General features: G+C 57.7%; 22 protein-coding genes, 1 pseudogene and 1 riboswitch. Of the genes and pseudogenes, 10 read left to right on the top strand and 13 right to left on the bottom strand.

All coding sequences use genetic code 11. The annotated features are described in order from the left end of the window. Window position 1: 1 nt before the first annotated feature. The gene (locus tag JZX89_RS02560) at window positions 2-6,592 is read right to left on the bottom strand and encodes a peroxidase family protein (RefSeq protein ID WP_207132965.1); all 6,591 of its coding nucleotides are present in this window, start codon (window positions 6,590-6,592) and stop codon (window positions 2-4) included. A gap of 308 nt (window positions 6,593-6,900) precedes the next feature. Here JZX89_RS02560 and JZX89_RS02555 point away from each other — a divergent pair, with 308 nt between their 5' ends. Beyond that, the gene (locus JZX89_RS02555; RefSeq protein ID WP_246746644.1) at window positions 6,901-8,334 is read left to right on the top strand and encodes a sensor histidine kinase; all 1,434 of its coding nucleotides are present in this window, start codon (window positions 6,901-6,903) and stop codon (window positions 8,332-8,334) included. An 8-nt stretch (window positions 8,335-8,342) separates the two neighbouring features. Here the strand turns inward: JZX89_RS02555 and JZX89_RS02550 are convergent, their stop codons facing one another. The 3 genes and pseudogenes from JZX89_RS02550 to JZX89_RS02540 form a co-directional block, all read right to left on the bottom strand. Beyond that, window positions 8,343-9,014, bottom strand: a complete 672-nt coding sequence (locus JZX89_RS02550) for a response regulator (RefSeq protein ID WP_149901376.1) — start codon at window positions 9,012-9,014, stop codon at window positions 8,343-8,345. Between the two features lie 411 nt (window positions 9,015-9,425). After that, window positions 9,426-9,497: pseudogene (locus JZX89_RS02545) on the bottom strand (LysE family translocator); the annotation flags it as partial. 46 nt (window positions 9,498-9,543) lie between these two features. Beyond that, complete coding sequence (locus JZX89_RS02540) at window positions 9,544-10,194, bottom strand: glutathione S-transferase family protein (RefSeq protein ID WP_207132964.1); 651 nt, start codon at window positions 10,192-10,194, stop codon at window positions 9,544-9,546. A gap of 501 nt (window positions 10,195-10,695) precedes the next feature. Between JZX89_RS02540 and JZX89_RS02535 the strand changes: the two genes are divergently transcribed. Further along, entirely contained in the window at window positions 10,696-11,352 is a 657-nt protein-coding gene (locus tag JZX89_RS02535) for a peroxiredoxin (protein WP_207132963.1), read from the top strand. Between the two features lie 75 nt (window positions 11,353-11,427). Here the strand turns inward: JZX89_RS02535 and JZX89_RS02530 are convergent, their stop codons facing one another. Continuing rightward, the gene (locus tag JZX89_RS02530) at window positions 11,428-11,880 is read right to left on the bottom strand and encodes a DUF5680 domain-containing protein (protein ID WP_174372627.1); all 453 of its coding nucleotides are present in this window, start codon (window positions 11,878-11,880) and stop codon (window positions 11,428-11,430) included. 165 nt (window positions 11,881-12,045) lie between these two features. Here JZX89_RS02530 and JZX89_RS02525 point away from each other — a divergent pair, with 165 nt between their 5' ends. The 3 genes from JZX89_RS02525 to fghA are packed head-to-tail and all read left to right on the top strand — an operon-like array spanning window position 12,046 to window position 14,069. Further along, on the top strand, window positions 12,046-12,501 hold the full coding sequence (locus JZX89_RS02525; protein ID WP_174372628.1) for a YaiI/YqxD family protein: 456 nt from the start codon (window positions 12,046-12,048) through the stop codon (window positions 12,499-12,501). 25 nt (window positions 12,502-12,526) lie between these two features. After that, window positions 12,527-13,204, top strand: a complete 678-nt coding sequence (locus tag JZX89_RS02520; RefSeq protein WP_207132962.1) for a DUF1345 domain-containing protein — start codon at window positions 12,527-12,529, stop codon at window positions 13,202-13,204. Between the two features lie 31 nt (window positions 13,205-13,235). Next, entirely contained in the window at window positions 13,236-14,069 is an 834-nt protein-coding gene (fghA, locus tag JZX89_RS02515) for an S-formylglutathione hydrolase (RefSeq protein ID WP_207132961.1), read from the top strand. A gap of 59 nt (window positions 14,070-14,128) precedes the next feature. Here fghA and JZX89_RS02510 read toward each other — a convergent pair whose 3' ends face one another. The 6 genes from JZX89_RS02510 to crcB all read right to left on the bottom strand — a co-directional run bounded on the left by JZX89_RS02510 (window position 14,129) and on the right by crcB (window position 18,226). Further along, window positions 14,129-14,518, bottom strand: a complete 390-nt coding sequence (locus JZX89_RS02510) for a RidA family protein (protein ID WP_207132960.1) — start codon at window positions 14,516-14,518, stop codon at window positions 14,129-14,131. Window positions 14,519-14,746: 228 nt separating this feature from the next. Continuing rightward, a complete protein-coding gene (locus JZX89_RS02505) occupies window positions 14,747-15,235 on the bottom strand; it encodes a hypothetical protein (RefSeq protein WP_149897629.1) in 489 nt (162 codons plus the stop codon). Window positions 15,236-15,295: 60 nt separating this feature from the next. Further along, window positions 15,296-16,090 carry an ATP12 family chaperone protein gene (locus JZX89_RS02500; protein WP_207132959.1) on the bottom strand — a complete coding sequence of 265 codons (795 nt, stop codon included), beginning with the start codon at window positions 16,088-16,090 and terminating at the stop codon, window positions 15,296-15,298. A gap of 33 nt (window positions 16,091-16,123) precedes the next feature. After that, window positions 16,124-16,786, bottom strand: coding sequence for an HAD family hydrolase (locus JZX89_RS02495; RefSeq protein ID WP_207132958.1), 663 nt, complete (start codon window positions 16,784-16,786; stop codon window positions 16,124-16,126). Between the two features lie 6 nt (window positions 16,787-16,792). Further along, window positions 16,793-17,782 (bottom strand): RluA family pseudouridine synthase, encoded by a 990-nt coding sequence (locus tag JZX89_RS02490; RefSeq protein ID WP_174372631.1) that lies wholly within the window; start codon window positions 17,780-17,782, stop codon window positions 16,793-16,795. A gap of 66 nt (window positions 17,783-17,848) precedes the next feature. Further along, complete coding sequence (gene crcB, locus JZX89_RS02485; RefSeq protein ID WP_149897633.1) at window positions 17,849-18,226, bottom strand: fluoride efflux transporter CrcB; 378 nt, start codon at window positions 18,224-18,226, stop codon at window positions 17,849-17,851. Window positions 18,227-18,426: 200 nt separating this feature from the next. On the opposite strand from crcB, the gene JZX89_RS02480 reads away from it, so the two are divergent. Continuing rightward, on the top strand, window positions 18,427-18,747 hold the full coding sequence (locus JZX89_RS02480) for a hypothetical protein (protein ID WP_207132957.1): 321 nt from the start codon (window positions 18,427-18,429) through the stop codon (window positions 18,745-18,747). A 213-nt stretch (window positions 18,748-18,960) separates the two neighbouring features. Here JZX89_RS02480 and JZX89_RS02475 read toward each other — a convergent pair whose 3' ends face one another. Both JZX89_RS02475 and JZX89_RS02470 read right to left on the bottom strand, forming a co-directional pair. Next, on the bottom strand, window positions 18,961-19,950 hold the full coding sequence (locus tag JZX89_RS02475; protein WP_207132956.1) for a DUF1775 domain-containing protein: 990 nt from the start codon (window positions 19,948-19,950) through the stop codon (window positions 18,961-18,963). 88 nt (window positions 19,951-20,038) lie between these two features. Beyond that, entirely contained in the window at window positions 20,039-20,419 is a 381-nt protein-coding gene (locus tag JZX89_RS02470; RefSeq protein ID WP_246746643.1) for a hypothetical protein, read from the bottom strand. A 174-nt stretch (window positions 20,420-20,593) separates the two neighbouring features. On the opposite strand from JZX89_RS02470, the gene JZX89_RS02465 reads away from it, so the two are divergent. From JZX89_RS02465 to gcvP, 4 genes are all read left to right on the top strand, one after another. Next, entirely contained in the window at window positions 20,594-20,779 is a 186-nt protein-coding gene (locus tag JZX89_RS02465; RefSeq protein WP_207132954.1) for a DUF3008 family protein, read from the top strand. 124 nt (window positions 20,780-20,903) lie between these two features. Further along, window positions 20,904-20,991, top strand: a riboswitch (glycine riboswitch). A 150-nt stretch (window positions 20,992-21,141) separates the two neighbouring features. Next, window positions 21,142-22,281: a glycine cleavage system aminomethyltransferase GcvT gene (gene gcvT, locus JZX89_RS02460; protein ID WP_207132953.1), complete on the top strand. Its 1,140-nt coding sequence runs from the start codon at window positions 21,142-21,144 to the stop codon at window positions 22,279-22,281. A 27-nt stretch (window positions 22,282-22,308) separates the two neighbouring features. Beyond that, window positions 22,309-22,671: a glycine cleavage system protein GcvH gene (gcvH, locus tag JZX89_RS02455; RefSeq protein WP_006315335.1), complete on the top strand. Its 363-nt coding sequence runs from the start codon at window positions 22,309-22,311 to the stop codon at window positions 22,669-22,671. After that, the gene (gene gcvP, locus JZX89_RS02450) at window positions 22,671-25,535 is read left to right on the top strand and encodes an aminomethyl-transferring glycine dehydrogenase (RefSeq protein WP_207132952.1); all 2,865 of its coding nucleotides are present in this window, start codon (window positions 22,671-22,673) and stop codon (window positions 25,533-25,535) included. Before gcvH ends, gcvP begins: the two co-directional genes overlap by 1 nt. The last annotated feature ends 102 nt before the right edge of the window (window positions 25,536-25,637 follow it).

Raw genomic sequence — 25,637 nt, 5'->3', positions numbered from 1 at the left:
CTCAGGAAACGCCAACGAAATCATTGGCAGTGAGGTTATGGCGGCCATGCAGGGCGAGTTCGAAATCTGCCCCGTCATCACCCTGCGTATTGCCCCTGATGACGGTGAATTCCTCGCCATCACGTATTTCGTGGGCAATCGTCACATCGCCAAGCGCCGTCATCGTGGTGCCAGCCGTCAGGCGCAGCCCCTGCCCCATGCCGGAGAAATCAATCTTGTCCCCGGTGCTGAAGCCATAGATCGTGTCGCCATTTGCAGCGGCAGCGGAGTTGAACTTGAAGGTGTCATCCCCAAGTCCGCCATCGATGATGTTGACGGCAGTGGAGGCGACAATCTTGTCGTGACCGGATCCGCCGATAAAGTTTTCGAAGCCGAAGAACGTATCGTTGCCGGTGCTTGCACCACTGACGGAACCGCGCCCCATCAGCCCATTGCCGAGATCGACGGTGAGATTGGTCGTGCTGACCGAGTAGTCCAATGTATCTGTGCCGTCTTCCCCGTAATAGACGTCGTCACCATCGTTCAGCGTGGCAAGTATCGTGTCATTGCCTGCACCAGCCCAGATACGATCGTTGCCGGCACCGCCTTCAAGGATATCGTCGCCCTCGTCTCCAAACAGCAAGTCGTTACCTGCGCCGCCGAAGATGAGATCGTTGCCGGCACCACCGTGGATTTCGTCGTTACCGTCACCACCGTTTGCGACATCCTTGCCGTCACCACCCAGAATGACATCATCACCGGCCTCGCCGCGGAGAATGTCGTTGCCGGCGTCACCGACGAGAATATCCGTGCCATCGCCGCCAATCAGCGTGTCGTGACCCGCCGCACCCATGAGGGTGTCGTTGCCGGACGTACCGATCAGTGTTTTGGCAGCTATCGGCTGCGGCGTCGTGTTGCCCCCGCCATTATTGCCATTGGGGACCCCATCATCTGGCGTATTTCCGCATTCGCCACCGTTGCCTTCGCCCTCCTGATCATCATCATCGTCGTCGTCCTCGTGCTCATTTTCGTATTCTTTAAGCCCTGGAGTCATATCGCCGAAAAATACGATCTGATGTGTGCCGTTGGAGAGGGTGGAAAGGCCCGTTGCAGCATCATAGGTGCGACTGAAGTCCTGCGGACTGCTGCCGGCGGGCAGTTCGATAACGTCCTGCGGACGAAGCGTTCCGACAATCGTGTCGCTACCGCCATTGGAGCGGAAGACAATGCGATGTGCCGAAGTCAACGCGCTGATATCCACAGTATCATTGCCCGCACTGCCATCGATGGTGATGGTGCTGAAGTTCAGGCTCGTGGAGGTGAAGTTGCCGATAACCTGCACGGTATCGCCATTGTTGACACCGGTGTTGAGCCCACCGCCATCATTGGCTGTCACGTTAAGGGTGTTGACGACGATCTCTTCGATATTGTCGAGCTCCGCAATGACAGATTCGACACCACCCACTGTTCTGGTAATGACGATTTCAGTATTCGTCGCAAAGATCGTTCCGAGAGACGTTGCGAGATTGGCGTTCTGGCCGTTGGTAACCGCATAGATACGGAACAGTTCGGCACCTGCGACACCTGTCAGGCGATACGTGTCGACCCCGGTACCGCCGTCGATCAGATCACGCCCATCGGTGCTGGTCTGGTTGATCGTGTCGGTGCCGGCACCGGCATTGATCACGTCAAAACCAGCGCCGCCATTCAGCGTGTCGTTACCGTTCCCGCCGTTCAGCGTATCGTCACCGGTCCCGCCATTGAGGGTGTCGTTGCCGCCAAGACCGTTCAGGATATCGTTGCCGGCACCGCCGTTCAGCGTATCGTTGCCGCCAAGGATGATGAATGGATCGACACCATTGAGCGTGTCGTCGCCATTGCCGCCATTCAAGACGTTGTTGGTGAGAGCATTGCCATTCAGGGTAACGCCGCCGCGTGCCACAACCGGCAAGGTCGGAACGGAAATGACCGTCTCGGTACCGCCCAGCCCATCGGTGAAGCTGACAGAGACACGCAGTTGACGACCGATTTCATTGATATCGCCAAGCTGAAGCAGCAGCGCATTGGGCTCGGTTGGCACAAAGGTCGCAGCGGTCGCACCGGGAATATCGGTCCAGGTCGTTCCGTTCAGATATTGCCACTGGTAGGCGAAGGCGCTTTCGATGCCGTTAGCGTCGGCAATCTGCGAAACATCGACCGTCAGTGTCTGGCCTTCTTCCGGAGAAACCTGACCATTGGTCGGCGTTGCGTCGATGATGACAGGCACGCCGGTTGCTGGTTGCGGCAGTCCGGCGCTGATGTCGACCGTCCGGTCGGCAAATTGCAGCCGCTCGATATTGTATAGCCGATCAGTACCGTCAGGCACGCGATTACGCCCGGTTATCGGATCGATTGCGCCGGCCGTTGGATTGACATGCGAAATGGTAAAGCTGCCATCCTGATTGGCGGTGATATCGTAGTTTGCAAAATCATCCCAGTAGATAGCGGTATCGATATCTCCATCGCCGCCGCCATCGAGAAGTTCACGCACGATCTGCATCGAACCGGGATTGATGCGACCATCGACCATCCATGAGGTCAGCGATTTCGTGACGCCATTCAGCGTGACGGTATCTTCAAGGCTCTTGACCGTGAAGGCGATCCCATCCTTCGATTGGCCGATGATACGCACGCTCAGATAACGGTCACCATCGATGACATCATCGCCGCCGCGACCCTCGATCATATCGGAACCGCCACCTCCAAGGATGATGTTTCCACCAACAAAAACCCGTTCCGTCGTACCGGTTCTGCCATTTTCCCACGATCCGTCGGCCCAGTATTCGCCCGTGCTCATCATGTCTTGCGTGATGATCTGGTTGAGGCCGGCGATACGGTCGATACCAGCCTGATTAAGCTCGTTGTAACGGAAGCCTGTTTCGGGCGTCGGGTCGGTGACCGTGCCGCCTTCCGGTCCGGTTCCGAGGCGATCATCGCCACGCAAAACGTCATTATGATCCCAGCCTGAAAGGCCTTCTACCTGGCTGAAGCGGTCTCGCAACACTTCCAGAGGCAGTGTTGTGAAGATATCGACACGCATATCCGCATCGGCACCGTTCTTCTGGCCCTGATGGATAACCCAGTCATGGCCCCACATGCCGATGTTCTTCTGAATGCCCTCTCCGGCAAACATGATGTCATCGCCGGAGTCCGCATCGTAGTCGGTATCGCCGGAACCGCCGTTCAGCACGTCGTGCCCGATGACGGTCGAGTTGAAGAAGAGCTCACCATTGTCGCCAGCGATGTAATCGAAACCGCCGCCGCCTTCGATCCAGTCATCGCCCTCGTTGCCGAAAAGCGCATTGATACCGTCACCCCCGGAGATGAAGTCGTCGCCCTGGCCACCGCGGATTTCGCCGTCATCGGCGCCGGAAACAAGGTAGTCCTTGCCCTCACCGCCGAAAATCAGCGACATGCCCGTGCCATCGACAATCACGTCATTGCCGCTTTCACCCTTCAGCACGCTGACAGCACCTATATCCGTGCCGGCACTGGTGATGATGTCGTCACCTGCGCCGCCATTGATAGCGTCCACGCCATAACCGGCCTCGATGCGATCGTTGCCCATCCCACCCCAGACACTGTCGTCACCACCACCTGAAATAATGTGGTCGTCGTCATCCGTTCCTTGAATGAGAATGTGGTCGAGACCGTTGTAGCGGATGAAATTCGGGCCGCGTTCGACCAATTTGGAGACCGCTTCAAGAACAGGGTTTTCGTGCTGCGGGTCGGCTATTCCGGTCATCTGCGCCTGTTTGGCAGCATCGACATAGAAAATATGGTCGGGCGTCGAGAAAATGTCGGCCGGGAGGGCAAGTCCATCAGGCCCGACACTGGTGTTGCGCGCGACGATCTTGGAGAGGGAGTTGTTTTCCAGCTCCGTCAGCAGGTTGAGGCCCTGTGTGCGCGACAGATAGTAGAAGCGGTCCGAATCCTGCAGATTTTCCATCTGAAGCTGGAAAATGAAGGAGAAGGTCGAGCCCAGCATACCGCCAAACGCCATCTTCTTTTCCGCAAGACCACCGACCCACAGGTCAATATCGTTCAGACCACCCAGGCTACCGCCCGCATAGAGGCCGCGTGCGTTGAGAAAATCCTGCCGGTCCTGTTCGCTCGGGACAATGCCATCACCGTTGATGTCGACACCGAAGACAAGTTCCATAGCGGCATCACGTTTGGCTTCGATCGTCATCGCGCCAGTCACGCTTGAATGTGTGCCGTAGGCCGCAATGAAGTTGATGATGGATTCCGGGTTTCTGATATTGACGGCGAAATCTGCCCAGCTGACATAAGGCCGCAGATTGGTATCGCCATTGGCAAATTCCATGAACTGCGCGCGGGCTTGATTGAGCGTCGGCATGCCAGTGTCGCGACCGCGGGCGATGTTGAGCGCAGCAAGATCGAGCGGAATGCCGACAAGCTGGTTGCGCAGGACATCGGTGACGAATTCATCGATCTCATTGGCATGCTGGGACGACATGCCCATGGCAATCGCACCGGCCATCTGCGCCTGGGAAATGCCTGTTTCGCCAAACTCCAGCGGATTCAGGAAAGCATCGAAAAGATCGACATTGTCCCGCGTTCCATCCGCATAGATGCGGTCGACAGTCTGGTTCAGCATCGAATGGCCGAAGCGATAGACGACATTGGCAAATTCGGAAAAGATAGCCGGATTAAGTTCCACGTCCGGCTGAACGAGGAAGATATCAACATCCGGCTGGATTTTGCGGGCGAATTCCTCAAAAACCAGATGCTGATACTGCATTTCCGTGGCAAAGCGCGCCGCCTGGAAAAGACGCTCGCCATTCCAGACAAGTGTGCTCAGATCGGCAGGCAAAACGCTGATCGGTTCGGCAAGCCACTGGTTGATAAAGGTGAAGTCGCCTTCCGAAATCGTCGTTGCGATGGCGGTCTGTTTGACCGCATTTATCTGGCGATTATGTTCCGCATGGAAAACGAAATGGACCGCCGTCAGTCCGATATTTTCGTTTCCGCGACCGTCGCCGGTAATGTAATGCGCATCGAGCAGTTCGTCGTCATAATGCGTCTGGTTGCCGCGCGGACCAAAACCGCCCGAATAACCCACGGCATCGTCATTGTCGGCCATCAGCACGCCGTTGGTGATAACGGGCGCTGCGGCATGGGCGATGTCATCCAGAAACGCGTTTGGAAGTCTGAGTGCCAGCACAGTGGTCGGATTAACCGGCGTATCCGGCGTGCCGGACACCACGATATCGTCAGACGTATTGGGCACGCCATCGGCGCCGATACCAACGATCAACTGCGCAAAGCCGGTCACGGGGTCAGGAATAAAACGGCCATAGGGATCAGTGCGGATCATCGGCACTTTACCGACATCGGCATCTGTCAGCTCAATGCCCAGCATTTCGCGCGCTTGCGCCTTGATCTCACCCCATGTCGCAAGGCCGCCATTTTCGCCTTCCAGCAGCAGACCGGTCGCAACCGTCTTCCCGTTGATGGTCTCATATTCGCGCAGGAACACCTGATGTGATGCATGAGACGTATAGGTCTGGTTCTGGTCAACCCATGGTGTGGTAACGTTGCCGGCGCCGTCGCCGACGGTAGCGCGTGTCAGCACCATGAAATTGGTGTGTGGCGTTGCCGGGTTATAGAGCGGATCGTCCGGCTGCAAAGGAATATAGACGGTGCCGTTACCACCCTTGGCAACGAGATCGAGGCCATGATCAAAGAACTGGCCAAACAGCGTGAACCAGGCGTTGTAAGGTGCCGAAAGCCCTTCATCCGGAGAAACATTCGGCAAAAGCACGGTGTTGCCGTCCATCTGCACGCCCCATTGCTCAAGGAGGCCGTCGAGAATACCCGCCGCCTGAGCGGTTTGCACCTGTTGAGCCTGGGCAGCGGTCAACGCTTGCTGCGCAGCGGCAAGAGCGTCGAGCGCAGCGGGAAGATCAGCAGGGTCCGTCACCGCAACGACATCTGCCAATGCTTGCTGCACATTGGCTTGCGCGCCTGTCACGGCAAGGTTGGCCGCAGCGAGATTTGCCTGCGCGGCGGCGTCGCCCTCGAAGGCTTGACGGATCGCAATCACGCCCTGGGCTATGTTCGCTTCGGAGTGGCCGGCAAGGCGCAAGGCCGCAGCAACAGCGGCCGGGTTTGCAAGCGTTTGATCCACAATGAGGTTTGAGATGAGACGGGGATCGGCATCCACAACCGTTCCAGGCGCAAAGCCCGGAGTGCCGGGTGCGCCCGGAGCGTAGTTGCCGTTGTTCAGCCACACTGGGTTGGCAGGCGTTCCAAACATCAATGTATCGTCGTTTTCATTGACCCAGTTCGGCTGTGTCAGCGGCTTGAAGGGTTCGCCAGAAGCGCCCCATTTTTCGCGCCCCGGTACCAGATTATTGTAGCTGCCATCCACGGTGCGCAGGCCTGATGGTAACAGCGGGCTATCGACCAAGCTCCGTAGCGCCTCCCCGATCGGGTCGCCCTCTGCAAAATCCGCAGGCGTCAAGCCTGCGATCAATGCAGTATGAGCTTCAGCAATTGCGATCTGTTTGAGAATGAATTCGAGATCGTGTTTGATGAGTGTGACCATTTGACGTTCGGGTGTCCCCGCCTCCGACGCTACTGAAAACAATCGCCGCCTCGCCCATTGCAGGCAGAAGACGACATCCCGCCTAAGAGACTGGCATAATCAGAGTTTTTTCAAATAGCGCTTGGTCTAACGATGTATTGTCGCAAGGTCCTAATCCTTCTTCCGACCATCGTCTTAATTATTATTGATATAATTAATCCAAAATGATTAGTTTTTATCGGTTTATTATAGAAAACGATCGAATATAGACTGTTCAACGTCTGCAATGCAGGACAATCATTTTTACAGTCTGTCGAAGAGGGCTGGTAATGAACAAAAGTGCATCCCGCATTGCAGGTTACATAAAGCCGCAGCCAAGACGCTGGATGTTCAGAGCGATTGCCGATCTCTCCATCGCCAATCAGTTCTTGCTTACCGCCTCCATTGTCGTCTTTGGACTTATGGCTGCATTGAGCTTTTTTACCGCATCCCGGGTGGAGCGATCAGCGCTGGATGCGGCGGGCGTTGCGGGCGCTGCCCGTATGCAAACATCGATTACACCCTTCTTGCGACGCGACAGCCAGGGCAACTTCATTTTCGATGAGCAGTTCACAAGCGATATCGAATATCTCATCGGCCACGGCCCTCAGGACGAACGTATCACCAATGTGAAGATTTGGCTTTCCGATGGAACGCCAGCCTTTTCGGCCAGCGGCGAGATTGGCAGTCAGCGGGAGATGTTTCCCGAGCTCACCGGCGCATTGGCGGGCGACATAGTGGTTTCGCGCACCGATGGCGACAAACACGAATACAGCACGGGCGAGAAAGATGAGCTGCTGCTCGAGATTTATGCGCCACTCTACACGGACACCAGTGGAAAAGTCCTGCTTGCCGGTGAGATATACCAGGAGTCCTTGAAGTTACGAAAACAGATATCCAATGCGCGCACCGTGACGATGGCGGTGGTCTTCCTGCTTTCGGTGCCAATGTTGTCTCTGCTTTACCTTATCGTTCGACGTACCAGCAGGGTCATCGACGAGCAGCGAAAAACACTGCGCCAAAGCCTGCGCAACGCCATTGATCTGTCGATAGAAAACGACCGACTGCGGGTCATTGCAGACAGCGCCCGCACGGAAGCCGGCAAGCTCAATGAACGCATTTTGGATCAAATTGGCGCGGATCTGCATGATGGTTCCGTGCAGGTGCTGACACTTGTAAAGCTTCGGATGAGCGACATGGTCGCCACGGATCCGGAAGATACAAGTCAGCGACGCACACTTCAAAAGATCCTTGATTTGGTCTCCGGCGTCCTTGAGGAACTGCGCAATATTTCCGCCGGGCTTATCCTTCCGGAACTGGAGGGCATCACGCTTCAGCAGTCGATTGAATTATCCCTGAAACGTTATTACGAGATCACCGGGTGCGAGGTGGAGATAGCCGATCGCGAACGCATCGATATCCGTCTGCACGACCTGTCCATCTGCCTGTATCGGTTTGTACTGGAAGGGTTGATGAACAGCTATCGTCACGCGCATGGAAACCGACAGATCGTCCGTTATCGCCTGCGTAACGGCCGCCTCTATGTCAGCGTTGCCGATTTTGGCGCAAGCCGGCTGATCACCTCCCAAAAAGAGGTTCAAAGGGCAAGGTTGGGACAAGTCAGCCAAAAACGCCGCATCCGCTCTTTCGGCGGACGCATGCGCTTTTTTCCAGGTAAAAACGGTTCGATCGCCGTTGCCGTTTTACCGATTAATGCCGATTGACTGCACATCTATTGTAGAGTGTTTTCCAATCTGGGATCGCGTGGAACAGCGCGGTTTTTAACAGCGATCACCAGCTCAACGCGGTTTCTCACATTGAGTTTCTGCATCATGGACGTCATGTAGTGCTTGACTGTCTTTTCACTGATCTTGAGATTTTCACCGATCTCCCGGTTCGTCATTCCCTTGAGAAGACCACCGACGATTTGCTCTTCCCGGTGATGAAGTCTCTGCTGCGTCACGCCGTTTTTCCGAACAAGCTCTGCAGTTTTCATCGACATGATGACCTTCGTCGCAAAGCCCGGCGTTACATAGGACTCACCGCGACAGGCAGTCTTGATCGCCTCTTGAAGCTCAATGCAAGAACTGCCCTTCAAGACGTAGCCGGAGACACCCGCCTCCAAAAGCTCAACCGCAGGCTGGATCGCGTTGGAAGCCGTAAATACCACAATTTTTGTTTCCGGAAACTGCGCCAGCAAATGCCCTATCGCCTTGAAAGAATCTCCCGGCATGCTCAGGTCGAGCACGATAGCGTCCGGTCGCTTCTCTTCAACAATCCTGATCGCATCAAATGCCGTATGCCCCATCGCAACGACATCAAAATCGGTCTTTTCATTATAAAGACTGACAAGCCCCTCCAGAAGAACTGGATGGTCATCGACGAACGCAATACGCACAGACATGCTACAGACCCCCATTTTTGGTGGATACATTAGCATTTATCGTTTTATCCGCAAAGAATTGGTTTAGAACTAGTTAATACGGGATTTGCTGACGTCACGTTGTTTGACTGAAGTCACGCAGGCTATGCCGTCCGGACCGGGACGCACGACCGTCTGCGAGATGGCCATCCGCGTTTTCTCCAACCTTCGGCATCCTTGTCGACACGATCGAGGAGGATGAGGTTGTCCGGTTAACCCAGGATGACTGTCTACCGCGCCCTGGAAAGCCAAGGTTCGCCGTCAGACTCTATGTGATCACGAGTTATCTACCTGTTCTTTGAGTTGGCCAAAATCTCAACTTCGGGCCGACTGGGCCTTGTTGACGATATTCTTACCGGCTGTGGATTGCCGGGCTGAAGCCGGACGATCCTGACGACGCGCCTCCGTGGCCATGCGAATGGCGAGCCCGGCGAGAACCGTGCTCATCAGCCATCGCTGCACCACGGTCGCTTGGAATGGCATATCGCGTCAATGCTCCGGAGTGAGACGTTCAACCGTTCTGAGCAGCTTTGAAGACAGCCAACTGATCGGCGAAAGCGCGCTTATAGGCGGGACGTGCCTCGCCACGCGCCACATAGGCTGCAAGGTTCGGATATTCATCAAGAATGCCTGAGCTTGTTATTCTTTGCAGGACCGAGATCATCAACAGATCGCCGGCGCTGAATGCACCATCGAGCCAGTCGGCATTACCGAGGCGGCGGGACAATTCGCCGAGCCGTTTGCGAATGCGTTCATCGACGATCTGCAGGCGTTCTCGATGCCAGCTTTTGTCCCTTTCGAGAAAGCCCGTGACAAAGTGCTCGACGATTGGCGGCTCCATAGTGCTGAGCGCGGCAAACATCCAGCTTATCGCCCTCGCCCGCGCATCCGCCTCCTTCGGCAGCAGGCCGGCATGGCGCTCGGCGATATGGAAGATGATGCCCCCGGATTCGAACAGGACAAGATCATCCTCTTCATAGGTCGGAATCTGCCCGAATGGCTGAAGCGCTAGATGCTCCGGTTCCTTCATCGCCTTGAAGGAGAGAAGGCGAACATCGTAAGGCTGGCCCACCTCTTCCAACGCCCAACGAACGCGCATGTCACGGGCGAGGCCCTTGCCGCTATCGGGTGAACGTTCAAAGGCGGTAATCGTGATCGTCATCGGTATTCCCCATAACATTGGGTTTGGAGATGGCGTGCGCGCAGTTTTCGCGTCAGTTTCAGAGCCGGCTGGTTATGCTACGCCAGAACAGGTACATCGACTACCAAAAATAATCCTGCCTCACACACGCGCCTTTAGGGCAATAGCGTCTGCACCATCTCCGACGGGATATCCGCCGGCAGGCGTCATTGGCATGCACCGCCCCGCCTAACGCTTTTGACGGCGTGGCCAAAGGTCGCATGATCCTGCCGCAAATTCAGCAGATTCTCTTGTCCGTATAATCCGTGTCGAAAATTGTCGGACTGGCCACAACCGAATATCTGCCAAGGAGTGTCATCAAGCTTTCGCTGGAATTTCGCAAACTTCCCCTGCTCGGCGACGCTACCGTGGTGCGATGAAAAGGCTGGCCATTTCGCGCAGACACTCTAAGCTCCGGCGCCGGACACGGATTGCCGAAAACAACCAGGATTTCAGTTCAAATCATTAGGGAGAAACTATCAGATGAGCCTGCGTATCAACGACATAGCACCTGATTTCACCGCCGAGACCACCCATGGGCCGGTGAGCTTTCACGACTGGATCGGCGACGGCTGGGCGGTGCTGTTTTCGCATCCGAAGAATTTCACGCCGGTCTGCACCACGGAACTCGGCGCAATGGGCGGCCTGCAGCCGGAATTTGAAAAGCGCGGTGTCAAGATCATCGGCACTTCTGTCGATCCGGTCGAAAGCCATGAGAAGTGGAAAAACGACATCCGCACCGCGACAGGTTTCAATGTCGATTATCCGCTGATCGGCGACAAGGACCTGAAGGTGGCAAAGCTCTATGACATGCTGCCGGCCGGAGCTGGCGACAGTTCCGAAGGCCGCACGCCGGCCGACAACGCCACCGTGCGCTCCGTCTTCGTCATCGGCCCCGACAAGAAGATCAAGCTGGTCCTCACCTATCCGATGACCACCGGCCGCAACTTCGAGGAAATTCTTCGCGCCATCGATTCCATTCAGCTGACGTCCAGGCACCAGGTGGCGACGCCCGCCAACTGGAAACAGGGCGAAGACGTCATCATCACCGCCGCCGTTTCCAACGAAGATGCGATTGCCCGTTTCGGCTCCTACGACACGGTTCTTCCCTATCTTCGCAAGACGAAGCAGCCCGGCTGATTTGAAATCTCAATCGAGGCGATGAACCTTCATCGCCTCTTTTTTTTGCCACTCGCAGCGCGACCTCCGCGAACCCTAGGGCTTTATCAGTCCACCATGATAGTCGAGCCGGTAAACCTCGATATCCTCGCGATAAATCCTCTCAACCCCGGTAAAAGACCGGAATTCTCCTTCATTGGTATCCACATAGATCAGCTCCTCAAGCTGATGGGTGAAGCCACCGAGAAACCGCCCTTCCTTATAAAGCGTTGAGAGGGAGTGCTTGATCACCCTGCCCGCGATCCCGGCGTCGATCATATCCGGCCTCAGGATGCGGCCGTAATAATTCATCGCCCAGAGCGCGACGCCCTGATGCCAGACCACCTCCTGCCCGATGAAATCGGTTCCGCCGAAATAGCTGTCGATATAATGCCAGTCGCCTTGCTGATAGGTGAGATCATGCGATCCTTTTCGGGTAGAAATCGCGGATTTATTGCTGCCGCCGACATAGGTGGCAGACTTGGCCTGAACGATGAATTTTTCCAGCATCTGACATTCCCAAACGAAAGAACATAAAGGGAACATATGGATGTTTCGCCATGATCGCAAGCGCATTCGCGCCCCTTATCAAACCGGCATTTCGGCGACGACGGGCTTGGTAATCGCTGCATTTGCCCGTAAAAGCGTCGCAAGAATTATCTGCGAAGAGTGCCCATGTCGAAAAATCCGCAAATCTATGTCGATGCCGATGCCTGCCCGGTGAAACCGGAGATCCTTAAGGTGGCCGAGCGGCATGGGCTGGAGGTGACCTTCGTCGCCAATTCCGGCCTGCGCCCCTCGCGGGATCCGATGGTGAAGAACGTCATCGTGTCGGCCGGTTTCGATGCGGCTGATGACTGGATTGCCGAACATGCCGGCGAAAACGATATCGTCATCACCGCCGATGTGCCGCTGGCCGGGCGCTGTGTCGCCAAGGGGGCGCTGGTGACGGGACCGACGGGTCGTGTTTTTGATCCGGCCAATATCGGCATGGCCACAGCGATGCGTGATCTTGGCGCGCATCTGCGCGAAACCGGTGAGAGCAAGGGATATAATGCGGCTTTTTCGCCGCGCGACCGCTCCGCCTTTCTGGAGACGCTTGACCGCTTCTGCCGCCGTGTCAAAAAATGATGCTGCAAACAGAAAGGTGCCGCCCATGACCACGGCCAAACCGAAAAGCCCCGCCACTACCGGAAGCAATGCCTTTCGCCGACATCAGCCTTTCGTCTTCGCTTTTTTCGCCGGTGCTCTTGGTCTCGGTCTGGCATTGGCCTTTGCGCCGTCGCTTGCCATAGAAATCGCCGCCGTTCTGTTTTTCCTGACCTATCTGACGCTGGTTGCCTTTCGTCTGCCGGGATTGACGGCGCAGCATCTGAAGGCCCATGCCGATAGCGACGATCTGCCGGCAATCGCCATCATCGCCGTCACGCTGCTTGCGGTGGCGGTTGCCGTTGTATCGCTCTTTCAGGCGCTTAACCATACGGGCGAGACGGTCTGGACCCTGCTCATCGCCTTCGTCTCGGTGATTTTCGGCTGGTTGACGATCCACACCATGACGGCCCTGCACTATGCGCATTTATACTGGCGGCCGGCCACGGTGGATGGCAAGCGCCAGCATCGCGGCGGCATGGATTTTCCAGCGACGAAGGAACCCTGCGGTTACGACTTCCTCTATTTCGCTGTGGTGATCGGCATGACGGCGCAGACATCGGATGTGGGGGTGACCACGACCGCCATGCGCAAGGTCACGCTGCTGCACTCCATCGTTTCTTTCTTTTTCAACACGGTTCTGGTTGCGGCGGCGGTGAATGCCGCAGTCGCGCTTGCAAGTTGAACCGGAAAACTTTTCTCAAAGGAATGGCTTCATGAACATCATTTCGCAAAATACGGCTTTTGACGGCATGCAGGGCGTATTTTCGCATATATCCGACACCCTGAAATCCGAGATGACCTTTGCAGTCTATGTGCCGCCGAAGGCAGTCCATGAGCCCTGCCCGGTTGTCTGGTATCTCTCCGGCCTCACCTGCACCCATGCCAATGTCATGGAAAAGGGCGAATATCGCCGCATGGCTGCCGAACTGGGCTTGATTATCGTCTGCCCGGACACCAGCCCGCGCGGCAATGATGTGCCGGATGAGCTGACCAACTGGCAGATGGGCAAGGGTGCCGGATTTTACCTCGACGCCACCAAGGCACCGTGGTCTGAGCACTACCATATGTACAGCTATGTAACGGAAGAGCTGCCAGCCCTCATCGGTCAGCATTTCCGCGCGGATATGAGCCGTCAGGGCATCTTCGGCCATTCGATGGGCGGCCATGGTGCAATGACCATTGCGCTCAAGAACCCCGAGCGTTTCAAGAGCTGCTCCGCCTTTGCACCGATCGTGGCGCCCTCCTCCGCCGACTGGTCCGAACCGGCGCTGGAAAAATATCTCGGTGCAGACCGTGCCGCATGGCGTCAATACGACGCCTGCTCGCTCGTTGAGGATGGCGCGCGGTTTCCCGAGTTCCTGATCGATCAGGGCAAGGCCGATAGTTTCCTTGAAAAAGGTCTGCGCCCATGGCTGTTCGAAGAGGCGATCAAGGGCACGGATATCGGCCTGAAACTGCGCCTGCACGATCGCTATGACCACTCCTATTATTTCATTTCCACCTTCATGGATGACCATCTGAAGTGGCACGCCGAGCGGCTGAAATAAGGATGAAGACGAGGCAGGCGGCGCCCTGAGAGCGCCGCCATTTCAGGCCCGGACTGACATCATGGGATGCGGGTAATGACCTTGATCTCGAAATCAAAACCGGCGAGCCAGTTGACACCGACGGCAGTCCAGTTCGGGTAAGGCGATTTGCTGAAAATCTCCTGTTTGACCGTCATGATGGTTCCGAACTGGTTTTCCGGGTCCGTGTGGAACGTCGTCACGTCGACTATGTCGTCAAAGGTGCAGCCCGCCGCCTCAAGCGTGGCTTTCAGGTTCTCGAAGGCCAGCCGGACCTGCTGTTCAAAGTTCGGTTCAGGCGTTCCGTCAGCACGGCTGCCAACCTGGCCGGAAACGAACAGAAGGTCACCGGAGCGAATAGCTGCGGAATAGCCATGCTCCTCATAAAGCGCGTGTCTGTTGGCGGGGAAAATCGCTTCGCGTTGGGTCATCCTGCATCTCTCTTTGTGGCTGAGTGGCAATGGACGGGCGAAGCATTGCATTCAAAGCTTCGAACGCCATTTCACATACGTTACGTATGCGAGATAGTGACGTCCGCAGCGCATTTCAACTAAGATACGTGACGTATGTGAAACTATGGGCGACGCGACGCACTTTGTGGGAGCAGAGCTTTCCAAAGCAAAAGAGACGAGCGGCTCGTGTGTTCACCTTTCGTCCGTTCATGGAAACAGAGCTGTCGCCAATGTCGTCGGGCCGGGGCGACTGAGCCTGAATTCGCGGATTACCCGTTCGGCGACGCCATAAGCGAGTTCCTGCTCGATCGACTGATTGTCGAAGCTGACGACGGTGGCGGTGAATTTGGCCTCGGCGATCACCTCACCCGTCGCGACGGCTGCGGCACGGACGATCACCCTGGCTGAGGCCCGCTCTCCAAACAGGAACGGCGCGCGCGTGACGGATGCAAGACGGATGGTCAGCACGACGCGTGGTCTGGTCTCGCCACGCGCCGTCGTTCTGATCGCGTTCTGCACCTGAGCATGGATGGACTGCATCAGCGCCGGGGCGACATCCGGTCGTGCAGCAACAAATGCGCCGCGCACATCGTAAAGCATCCGGTCGGCATTGGTCGCTTCCGGTTCCAGCCTGAAAGACATGAGTGTGAAACACGCCAGCAAAACAATGCCAAGGCGTTTCAACGTGGTGTTCATGATCGGCGGCTCCCCTAACGTGAGGTAACCGCATATTCGATCATCAGGGTTAGAAAAGCGTTAAGAAACGCTCTTCAGCGACTCCAGAACATTGAGTGCGGCGCGCATGTCAATGAGCCTGATGGCGCGGCGTTCCAGCGCTTCCTCGTCTTCACCCCATTGTTCGGCGGTCCAGTCCTCGTCGAGATGGGCGAGCGCCCAGGTCTCCTCAAGCGTCAGCTCGCCTTCCGCCAGTGCAAGCGCCAGAATGGCGGAGCCGGTCAGCGACGTCATGGTGTGAAGAGCGGCAAGTGCTATCGGCGTATCGTATTTCCGGAGCGTTACCGCGAAGGCAGCTATGGCTTCCCGCGGCTGGTCGCGATGCATGACGCCTTCAACGAGGATGAAGCGTGCGCCGAGCACATTGGTCGCCCAGTCGAGCACCGGGTCCCAATGGTCGGTCTGCCGCGCAACCAGCGCTTCCGGATCACCGGCGCGGTAGCACAGGAGATCGGAGGAGGAGAAACGCAGGATGTCTTCGAAAACCGCCTGGGTGTCGCTGGCGATACCATCAATGGCGGTGTTCACATGTCGCGACACCGGCATGACTACCGGGTTCACCACTTCCTTCTGTGCATCCCATTCGTCGCGAAGCAGGTCTGCGAGCGCCTTCGTCGGAACGATCAGCGGTTTCTTGGCGGGCGTGCGCAGCGGCTTGCCATCGAGATGAATGGTGAAACCGCCCTCCTCCAGATCAGCGACGGTCACATCCTTGTAGAACCGCTTCGGCAAAGGCTTCTGCATCTGGATTTGCGCGCGCAGGATCGGGTCGGGGTGGCTCAGACCCTCCGTAAGGTCGTTCAGGAGATCACGCATGGCACGTCCTCATCAGTCAGGTAGAAGGGTTGTTCAAATATCGGCCGGAACATAGGCCGGGATTTCACGCGGGTGGCTGACGACGGCATCCGCGCCGGCCTTCCAGAGATCGTCGACCGAGGCGTAACCCCAGGCGACACCGATGGCTTTTGCGCCCGCCGCCTTGGCCATCTGCATGTCATAAATCGCATCGCCGATGACGACAGTGTCGGCCGGAACCATGCCGGTTTCATGGCAGCATTCCATCACCATGGCCGGATGCGGCTTGGAGGGGCAATCATCTGCCGTGCGCGAAACGATGAAGTGATCGGCAAAACCGTGGGTCTCGAGAATGTGGGTCAGCCCGCGCCGACCCTTGCCGGTGACCGCACCGATCAAAACGTCATCCCGTTTCGACAGTGCGTCGATCAGCGGCGCGATGCCGTCGAAAAGCGGTTCGATCATGCCCGGGCGCGCCCGGATCGGATGATAGATTTCCCTGTAGCGCTGCGTCATCGCCAGCGCCTCGTCATCCACATGCGTCTTGCCGAGCATGCGGGCGATGGCGATATCGAGCGTCAGGCCGATGATCGCCTTGGTCTGCGAGATATCCGGACGCGGCTTTCCGAAATCGGCGAAAGTATCGGCCATCACGGCATGGATCAGGCCGGCGCTATCCACCAGCGTGCCGTCGCAATCGAAAAGAACGAGCTTCATCTGATATCAGCCTTCCCTGTCGCCATCGGCCACGTCGAGACCGAGCAGGTTCCAGGTCTGCACCATGTGCGGTGACAAAGGCGCGCTCACCCGAAGCCGCCCGCCATTCGGGTGCGGAATGTCGATGTGGCGTGCGTGCAGGTGCAGACGCTTCTGGACGCCGCCGGGGAAATCCCAGTTGGGATCTTCTATATAATATTTCGGATCGCCGATGATCGGGTGGCCGATATGCAGGGCATGGACGCGCAGCTGGTGGGTGCGGCCCGTATAGGGCTCCATTTCCAGCCAGGCGAGGTTCTGCGCGGCGGTATCGATGACGCGATAATAGGAAACGGCGTGATCGGCCCCCTCCTCGCCATGTTTGGCAATGCGCATTCGATCGCCGTCTGGGGTCTGCTCTTTGACGAGCCAGGTGGAAATCTTGTCCTGATGTTTGCGCGGAACGCCGCGCACCAGCGCCCAATAGGTCTTCTTCGTGTCGCGTTCTCTGAAAGCCGCTGTCAGCTTCTGCGCCGCGCCCCTTGTGCGGGCAACCACCAGCACACCTGAAGTGTCGCGGTCCAGACGGTGCACCAGACGCGGCTTTTCGCCCTTCGGGCTGGTCCAAGCCTCCAGAAGCCCGTCAATATGACGGTTGACGCCGGAACCGCCCTGCACGGCAATGCCGGCCGGCTTGTTGAACACGAAAACCTTGTCGTCCTCATGCAAGAGCATGCGCGCCAGAAGCTCGCTGTCTTCCGAATGTTTAAGGTCCCTCGATCCGATCGGGCCGCTTTTGACCTTGAGGTCGGAATCAACCGGTGGCACACGCACCAACTGTCCCGGCTGCACACGCGCGTCCGTTTTCACCCGGCCACCATCCACACGCACCTGCCCGGAGCGCAGCAGCTTCTGCAACTGCCCGAAACCCAGCCCCGGATAGTGAATCTTGAACCAGCGATCGAGGCGCATACCGGCCTCGTCGGCCTCGACCTTGATATGCTCGATACCTGCCATGAAATTTCCAGTCTTTCTGTCTTGATCGCGCGCTCTGTTCGTCGGCGCACCGTTTGGATCAAGCCTTTAGAACAAACTGCGGCCCAAGGCCAGCCCGGCAAAAACCGCAGCGATGGAAACCACAAGGCTTGCAAGCACGTATACGGCCGAGAGACCAAGCGCGCCGCGTTCGAAAAGCGCGACCGCATCAAGCGAGAAGGACGAAAATGTCGTGAAGCCGCCCAGCACGCCGGTGACGAGAAACAGGCGCATTTCCATCGAGGCATTCAGCCGCCTTGCCACCAACTCGACCAGAAGACCAATCAGGAACGATCCGACCACATTGACCGCCAGCGTTCCCCAAGGGAAATTCAACCCCGTCAGCCGCACGCTCCAGACGCCGACCAGATAACGGAAAACGGAACCAATTGCGCCGCCTGCGGCGACAAGAGCGATATTCACCATGGGGGATTGTCTCCGGGGAAAGTACCGGACCGGGTTGTCCGACGCATTTCTAGACCATCACGTCAGGGCGCGAAACCCCATTGCCGAGTGCTTTCGTCCGTTAAAATACGATTAAATTGCACCCCCGCGATTTAGCCTTCCAACAAGGCGCGGGTGATAACCTCCAGTTTTCAAGGGTCGCGAAGATGGCCGGAGGTTGGATGACACAGGTTCTTTCCGTTTCTGCGAATACGGCAGCCTACGCGCTGGAGGCAGTGAAGCCCCCACAGCGCGTGCCGCGCAGAACCGAGGTCGAAGAAGAGATTCACGCCTTGGCACGCAAGGCCGAGAATGGCGACGACTTCCAGCTCCGAGCCCTGATGACGGCCATCAAGCCGCCGGCGCTCACGCTCTATTTCCTGACCGCTGCCAGCCAGCGCCACGAACCGCAGGCGACGCTCGAACAGGCTGTGGAAGCCTATGAGGAAAACAACGCGAAAAGCCGATCAGAAATTAGTAATTTAAATCAGACTGATACATGAAGATTTTAATTTTATTTCTTAATATAGGCGGGCCTACGGCATTCAGGCTGGTGTCAGGTTGATTTTCTAAATATTTTCAACCGAATGCCGGAAAAATCACGGAGGCGATGGCCATCACGCCTTTTCCGCCACGGCGCTGAAAACAAGAGATAATAATAAAAAAGCTTGCGGCTACCGGACCTGTCACGCGTTCCGGTAGCCGCTCTTTATTGGTCAATTATGCTGGTGGCCGCCACCGTTGCCTTTGGCCGAGCCAGCGGAAAGCATGATTTCGACTTTCCCGGCCTTTTCGAAGATCAACGTCACAGGCACCTTGTCGCCTTCGGCAAAGGGCTTCTTCACGTCGAAGAACATCATGTGCAGGCCGCCGGGCTTCAGTTCCACCGTCTGGCCGGCGGGAATGACAATGCCGTCATCCAGCTTGCGCATCTTCATGACGTCGTTGACCATAGCCATCTCGTGGATTTCGGCACGGCCGGAAGCCGAGGATTCGACGCCGATCAGCTTGTCGTCGCTGGTACCGGCATTCTTGATCGTCACGTAACCGCCGCCAACCGGCTGGCCCGGCAGCATGGCCTTGGTCGCACCGCCGGAAACCTCAAGGCTGCCTGCCTTCACGACATCCATGTCCATGCCCATATTCATGGCCGCATGATCATGGCCGCCGGCAGCATGGGCCGCCTTTGCGGCAACGCGAATGGTTGGGGCGGGGCTTTTCAGCGAATGCGGATCGACACCGGTGGCCGCCACCTCATCCCAGGAAACCTTGCCCTTGTCGCCGCAAAGCTGCGTCACCTTGAAGGGTAGGTCCTGTCCGGCTTCGATGCCGGAGATTTTACCCTGTACGGCGAAGGTGTCGTAAAATTCATCAGGCAGATTGCCACCCTTCCAGCGGATTTCGACCGGACCGCTTTTAATTTCCTTGCCGTGGTTCTTGTAGGCCTTCTGGTAGTCACCCTTGATGACTTCCAGCTCCCAGCCGGCCTTGGGTTGCGGCTTGGCGGAAATGAAGCCCTCCGGCAACTTGATCTGCACTTCTGTCGTGGCAAGCCCGCCGTCGCAACCGTGCGGCACCTGCAGCGCGGCAACGACGGTGCTTTCCTGTTCGGCCGAGCCGTCAACGAAAGTGGCGTGGGCAAATGCCTGCGCGGTCGAAACCGACGCAACAAACAGCGTGCAGGTGATGATTTTGGTGGTCTTCATGTTTCTTGTCCCTTTGACTGCATCCCATAAGGGCCCTGGCAGTCGCTCCGTGCCGCCAGCAGGCGGCGATGATCCGGTAAACGAAAAATTAGACGGACAGGGATGGAGGCCCCCGCGCTGCGGGTTTCTGAATCGTCAGGACAGAGCGGAAGCTCCAATTTGCGGTCAGGCGATTGTCGAGCCAGGAGAATTCGCTCCTCAGCCAGCCTTCCGTATCGGGTATCGGCAGAAGAATGGACGAGGCCAGCAGGCAGGCCTCGCAAAACAGCATGGCATCGCCGGAATGGGCCGGATCGTCCTTGCCATGGGAGACGTTGACGCCGTCGCCGTGGCCAAGGCAGATTTCAGCAAAGGTGCCGTCCGGCAGCCGGTAGCTCTCGTCCAGAGAGACCGTCGGCGCTGCGGCCAGCACGGGCTTGTGGGCAAAACCGAGTGACAACATCAAGGCCGCGCAGAAAATGCGAAGCATTCTCTCCATCACTGTCAGTCGTCGGTTTCGATTTGCATCCATGCCTCATGCGATATCCCGCTTTCCTGCCGATTTCAAAGGGGAATTTTGCCGCATGCTTGACGTCTCGCAAGGGAACAATCGTCGCAAGGCGGCATTTCCCTGCTGGAACCATCGTTTCAAAGGGAGGCAGACATGCCAGCCAAATCGAAAGCCCAGCAGAAAGCGGCGGGTGCAGCACTTGCCGCCAAACGCGGCGATATCAAGAAATCCAGTTTACAAGGTGCTTCAAAAAGCATGGAGAAGTCCATGACAGAAAATGAACTTGAGGATTTCGCATCAACGAAACGCAAGGGCCTGCCGGAGAAAAAATCCGATTAGTATCGTCTGACGCTCCGACCATTGACCGAATCTTGCGCTGCCGATGGCGCAGATGGAGCAAGAATCTGTTCAGATGCGTCATTTGGTCCTTGCCAACAGCGGGGCTTCGAAGATAATGAGCGTCGCATCATCGTTGGGAGAAGCCGCTTAACTGCGGTGCCGAAGGAGCAACCGCCCCGGAAACTCTCAGGCAAAAGGACCAGCGGTGACGACGGAACTCTGGAGAGAAGCCACCTTTTCAAAGGACGGCTCGCCGAAGGGATAACAATCTCAGGCGACAAGGACAGAGGGGGCTCTTGAACCGGCGTGTTTGCGCCATGACCTGAGCCCGCGCGATATCTCGCGCAACCCTGGAGGCGTCCTTGGACGATACCGCCGAGCTTAAAACCACGCCGCTTCATTCCCTGCATGTTTCGCTCGGCGCCCGCATGGTGCCGTTTGCCGGTTACGACATGCCGGTGCAATATCCGGCCGGTGTGCTGAAGGAACATCTTCAGACCCGCACCTCCGCCGGTCTGTTCGACGTGTCCCATATGGGCCAGGTGATCCTGAAGGCAAAGTCCGGCGACAATGCCGATGCCGCACGTGCGCTTGAGACGCTGGTACCGGTTGATATTCTCGGCCTCAAGGAAGGCCGTCAGCGTTATGGCTTCTTCACCGACGACAACGGCCACATCCTCGATGACCTGATGATCACCAATCGCGGCGACCATCTTTTCGTCGTCGTCAACGCTGCCTGCAAGGATGCCGATGTCGCCCATATGAAGGCGCATCTTTCCGACGCCTGCGATATCACCCTTCTCGACGACCGCGCGCTGATCGCGTTGCAGGGACCACGCGCCGAAGAGGTGCTGGCGGAACTGTGGGCCGGCGTGTCCGAAATGAAGTTCATGGATGTGCAGGAAGTGCCGCTGCATGACGTGCCCTGCATCGTCTCCCGTTCCGGTTATTCCGGCGAAGACGGTTTTGAAATCTCCGTGCCGGCCGAGAAGGCGGAAGAGATCGCCAAGGCCCTGCTCGAACATCCCGATTGCGAAGCCATCGGGCTTGGCGCGCGCGACAGCCTGCGGCTCGAAGCCGGCCTTTGTCTTTATGGCAACGACATCGACACCACGACCTCCCCCATCGAAGCTTCGCTTGAATGGGCAATCCAGAAGGCGCGCCGCGCCGGTGGTGATCGCGAAGGCGGTTTTCCGGGGGCGGAGCGTATTCTGGGCGAACTCAAGGATGGCACCTCACGTCGCCGCGTCGGCCTGAAGCCCGAAGGCAAGGCGCCGGTGCGCGGCCATTCAAAGCTTTTTGCGGATGCTGAAGGCAAGACGGAAATCGGCGAAGTGACCTCTGGCGGTTTCGGCCCTTCGGTCGAAGGCCCTGTCGCCATGGGGTATGCGCCCGTGTCCTACTCGACACCCGGCACGGCGATTTTCGCGGAAGTGCGCGGCAAATACCTGCCCGTCACCGTCGCTGCCCTGCCCTTCATCAAGCCCACCTATAAACGATAATTTCATCCTATCTCCGGAGAGAACACGATGCTGAAATTTACCGCAGAACACGAATGGCTGAAGTTCGAAGGCGATATCGCCACCGTTGGCATCACCAGTCACGCCGCTGAACAACTTGGCGATCTCGTTTTCGTCGAATTGCCGGAAGTGGGCGCAACCTTCGCCAAGGATGGCGATGCAGCGACCGTTGAATCCGTCAAGGCTGCGTCCGACGTCTATTGTCCGCTGGATGGCGAAGTGGTCGAAATCAATCAGGCGATCGTCGACGATCCCTCGCTGGTCAATTCCGACCCGCAGGGTGCCGGCTGGTTCTTCAAGCTGAAGCTTTCCAACGTGGCGGATGCCGATACGCTGCTCGACGAAGCAGCCTACAAGGAGCTGATCGCGTAATGACGACGCCCACGGAATTCCATTTCACCGACTATCAGCCTTATGATTTCGCCAACCGGCGTCACATCGGGCCGTCGCCGTCGGAAATGGCTGAGATGCTGAAGGTCCTTGGCTATAAGAGCCTTGACGCCCTCATCGACGCCACCGTTCCCTCCTCCATCCGCCAGAAGGTGCCGCTCACCTGGGGTGCGGCGCTGACCGAACGCGAGGCGCTGGATCGTCTTCGCGAGACGGCCAACAAAAACCAGGTCCTGACCTCGCTGATCGGCCAGGGCTACTACGGCACCATCACGCCGCCGGTCATCCAGCGCAATATTCTGGAAAACCCGGCCTGGTATACGGCCTATACGCCCTACCAGCCGGAAATCAGCCAGGGCCGTCTTGAGGCGCTGCTGAACTATCAGACCATGGTCTGCGATCTGACCGGCCTCGACGTCGCCAACGCATCGCTGCTCGATGAAGCGACGGCCGCCGCCGAAGCCATGGCCATGTGCCAGCGCGTCGCCAAGTCCAAGGCGACCGCCTTCTTCGTGGACGCCAATTGCCATCCGCAGACCATCGCGCTGATCGAAACCCGTGCAGCCCCGCTCGGCTGGAAGGTGATCGTCGGCAATCCCTTCACCGATCTCGATCCTGTCGACGTGTTTGGCGCGATCTTCCAGTATCCCGGCACCCACGGCCATGTCAGCGATTTCTCCGGCCTGATTTCCCGTCTGCACCAGACGGGCGCGATTGCCGCCGTCGCCGCCGATCTTCTGGCGCTGACGCTCTTGAAATCTCCCGGCGAAATGGGCGCAGACATCGCCATCGGCACCTCGCAGCGTTTCGGCGTTCCGGTCGGTTATGGTGGTCCGCACGCGGCTTACATGGCCGTCAAGGACGCCCATAAGCGCTCCATGCCCGGCCGTCTGGTCGGCGTTTCCGTCGATGCGCGCGGCAACCGCGCCTATCGCCTGTCGCTGCAGACCCGCGAGCAGCACATTCGCCGCGAAAAGGCCACCTCGAACATCTGCACCGCGCAGGTGCTGCTTGCCGTCATGGCGTCAATGTATGGCGTCTTCCACGGCCCACAGGGCATCAAGGCAATCGCCCAGCAAACCCACCAGAAGGCCGTGTTGATGGCCAAGGGTCTGGAAAAGCTCGGCTACACCATCGAACCGGAAACCTTCTTCGACACCATCACCGTCGAAGTCGGCCATATGCAGGGCGTCATCCTGCGCTCGGCCGTGGCGGAAGGCGTGAACCTGCGCAAGGTCGGCGCCACCAAAATCGGCATGAGCCTTGACGAGCGCACCCGCCCGGCAACGCTTGAGGCCGTCTGGCGTGCTTTCGGCGGCAATTTCTCGATCTCGGATTTCGAGCCGGACTATCGTCTGCCGAAGGAGCTGCTGCGCACCAGCCAGTATATGACGCATCCGATCTTCCACATGAACCGTGCCGAAAGCGAGATGACCCGTTACATTCGCCGTCTTTCGGACCGCGATCTGGCGCTCGACCGCTCGATGATCCCGCTCGGTTCCTGCACCATGAAGCTGAACGCAACAGCTGAAATGCTGCCGATCACCTGGCCGGAATTTTCCGACATCCATCCCTTCGTGCCGGCCAATCAGGCGCTGGGTTACAAGGAGATGATCGACGATCTTTCCGAAAAGCTTTGCTCGGTCACCGGTTACGACGCCTTTTCCATGCAGCCGAATTCCGGCGCGCAGGGGGAATATGCCGGGCTTCTCACTATCCGTAACTATCACCTCGCCAATGGCGGCACACATCGCGACGTCTGCCTCATTCCAACCTCCGCACATGGCACCAACCCTGCCTCCGCGCAGATGGTCGGCATGAAAGTGGTGCCGGTGAAGGTGCAGGACAATGGTGACATCGATATCGATGATTTCCGTGCAAAAGCAGAGCAGTATGCGGAAAACCTCTCGTGCTGCATGATCACCTATCCGTCCACCCACGGCGTGTTCGAGGAGACGGTTCGCGAGATCTGCGAGATCACCCACAAGCATGGTGGACAGGTCTATCTCGACGGCGCCAACATGAACGCCATGGTTGGCCTTGCCCGCCCCGGCGATATCGGCTCGGACGTTTCGCATCTCAATCTGCACAAGACCTTCTGCATTCCGCATGGCGGTGGTGGCCCGGGCATGGGACCGATCGGCGTCAAGGCGCATCTGGCTCCCTACCTCCCCGGCCATCCGACGACCGATGGTCGTGAAGGTGCGGTTTCGGCTGCTCCTTTCGGCTCGCCGTCGATCCTGCCGATCTCCTGGAGCTATTGCCTGATGATGGGCGGCGAAGGGCTGACGCAGGCGACCAAGGTGGCGATCCTCAACGCCAACTATATCGCCGAGCGGCTGAAAGGCGCTTACGACGTGCTCTACAAGTCCGAAACCGGACGCGTTGCGCATGAATGCATCATCGACACCCGCCCGCTCGCGGACAGCTGCGGCGTGACGGTGGATGATGTGGCAAAGCGCCTCGTCGATTGCGGTTTCCACGCGCCGACCATGAGCTGGCCGGTGGCCGGCACGCTGATGATCGAGCCGACGGAATCCGAGACCAAGGCGGAGATCGACCGGTTCTGCGATGCCATGCTGGCGATCCGCGAAGAAGCCCGCGACATCGAGGAAGGTCGGGCAGACAAGACCAACAATCCGCTGAAGAACGCGCCGCACACGGTTGAAGACCTCGTCGGCGAATGGGACCGCCCGTATAGCCGCGAAAAGGGCTGCTTCCCGCCCGGCGCCTTCCGCATCGACAAATACTGGTCGCCGGTCAATCGCATCGACAATGTCTATGGTGACCGCAACCTCATCTGCACCTGCCCGCCGATGGAGGATTATGCCGAAGCGGCGGAGTAAATTTCGTTTCGCTGAAGACAAAAGCCCGGATTGCTCCGGGCTTTTTTTATGACGGCGCACAGATAATCATTTTTAAAATCAATTATTTATCATTTTTCGCGG

This window comes from Agrobacterium burrii, from assembly GCF_017313405.1.
GTDB classification, from domain to species: Bacteria; Pseudomonadota; Alphaproteobacteria; order Rhizobiales; family Rhizobiaceae; genus Agrobacterium; species Agrobacterium burrii.
The sequence above is the reverse complement of the archived record's forward strand: the minus strand, read 5'-3'. Positions and strand labels throughout refer to the sequence as shown.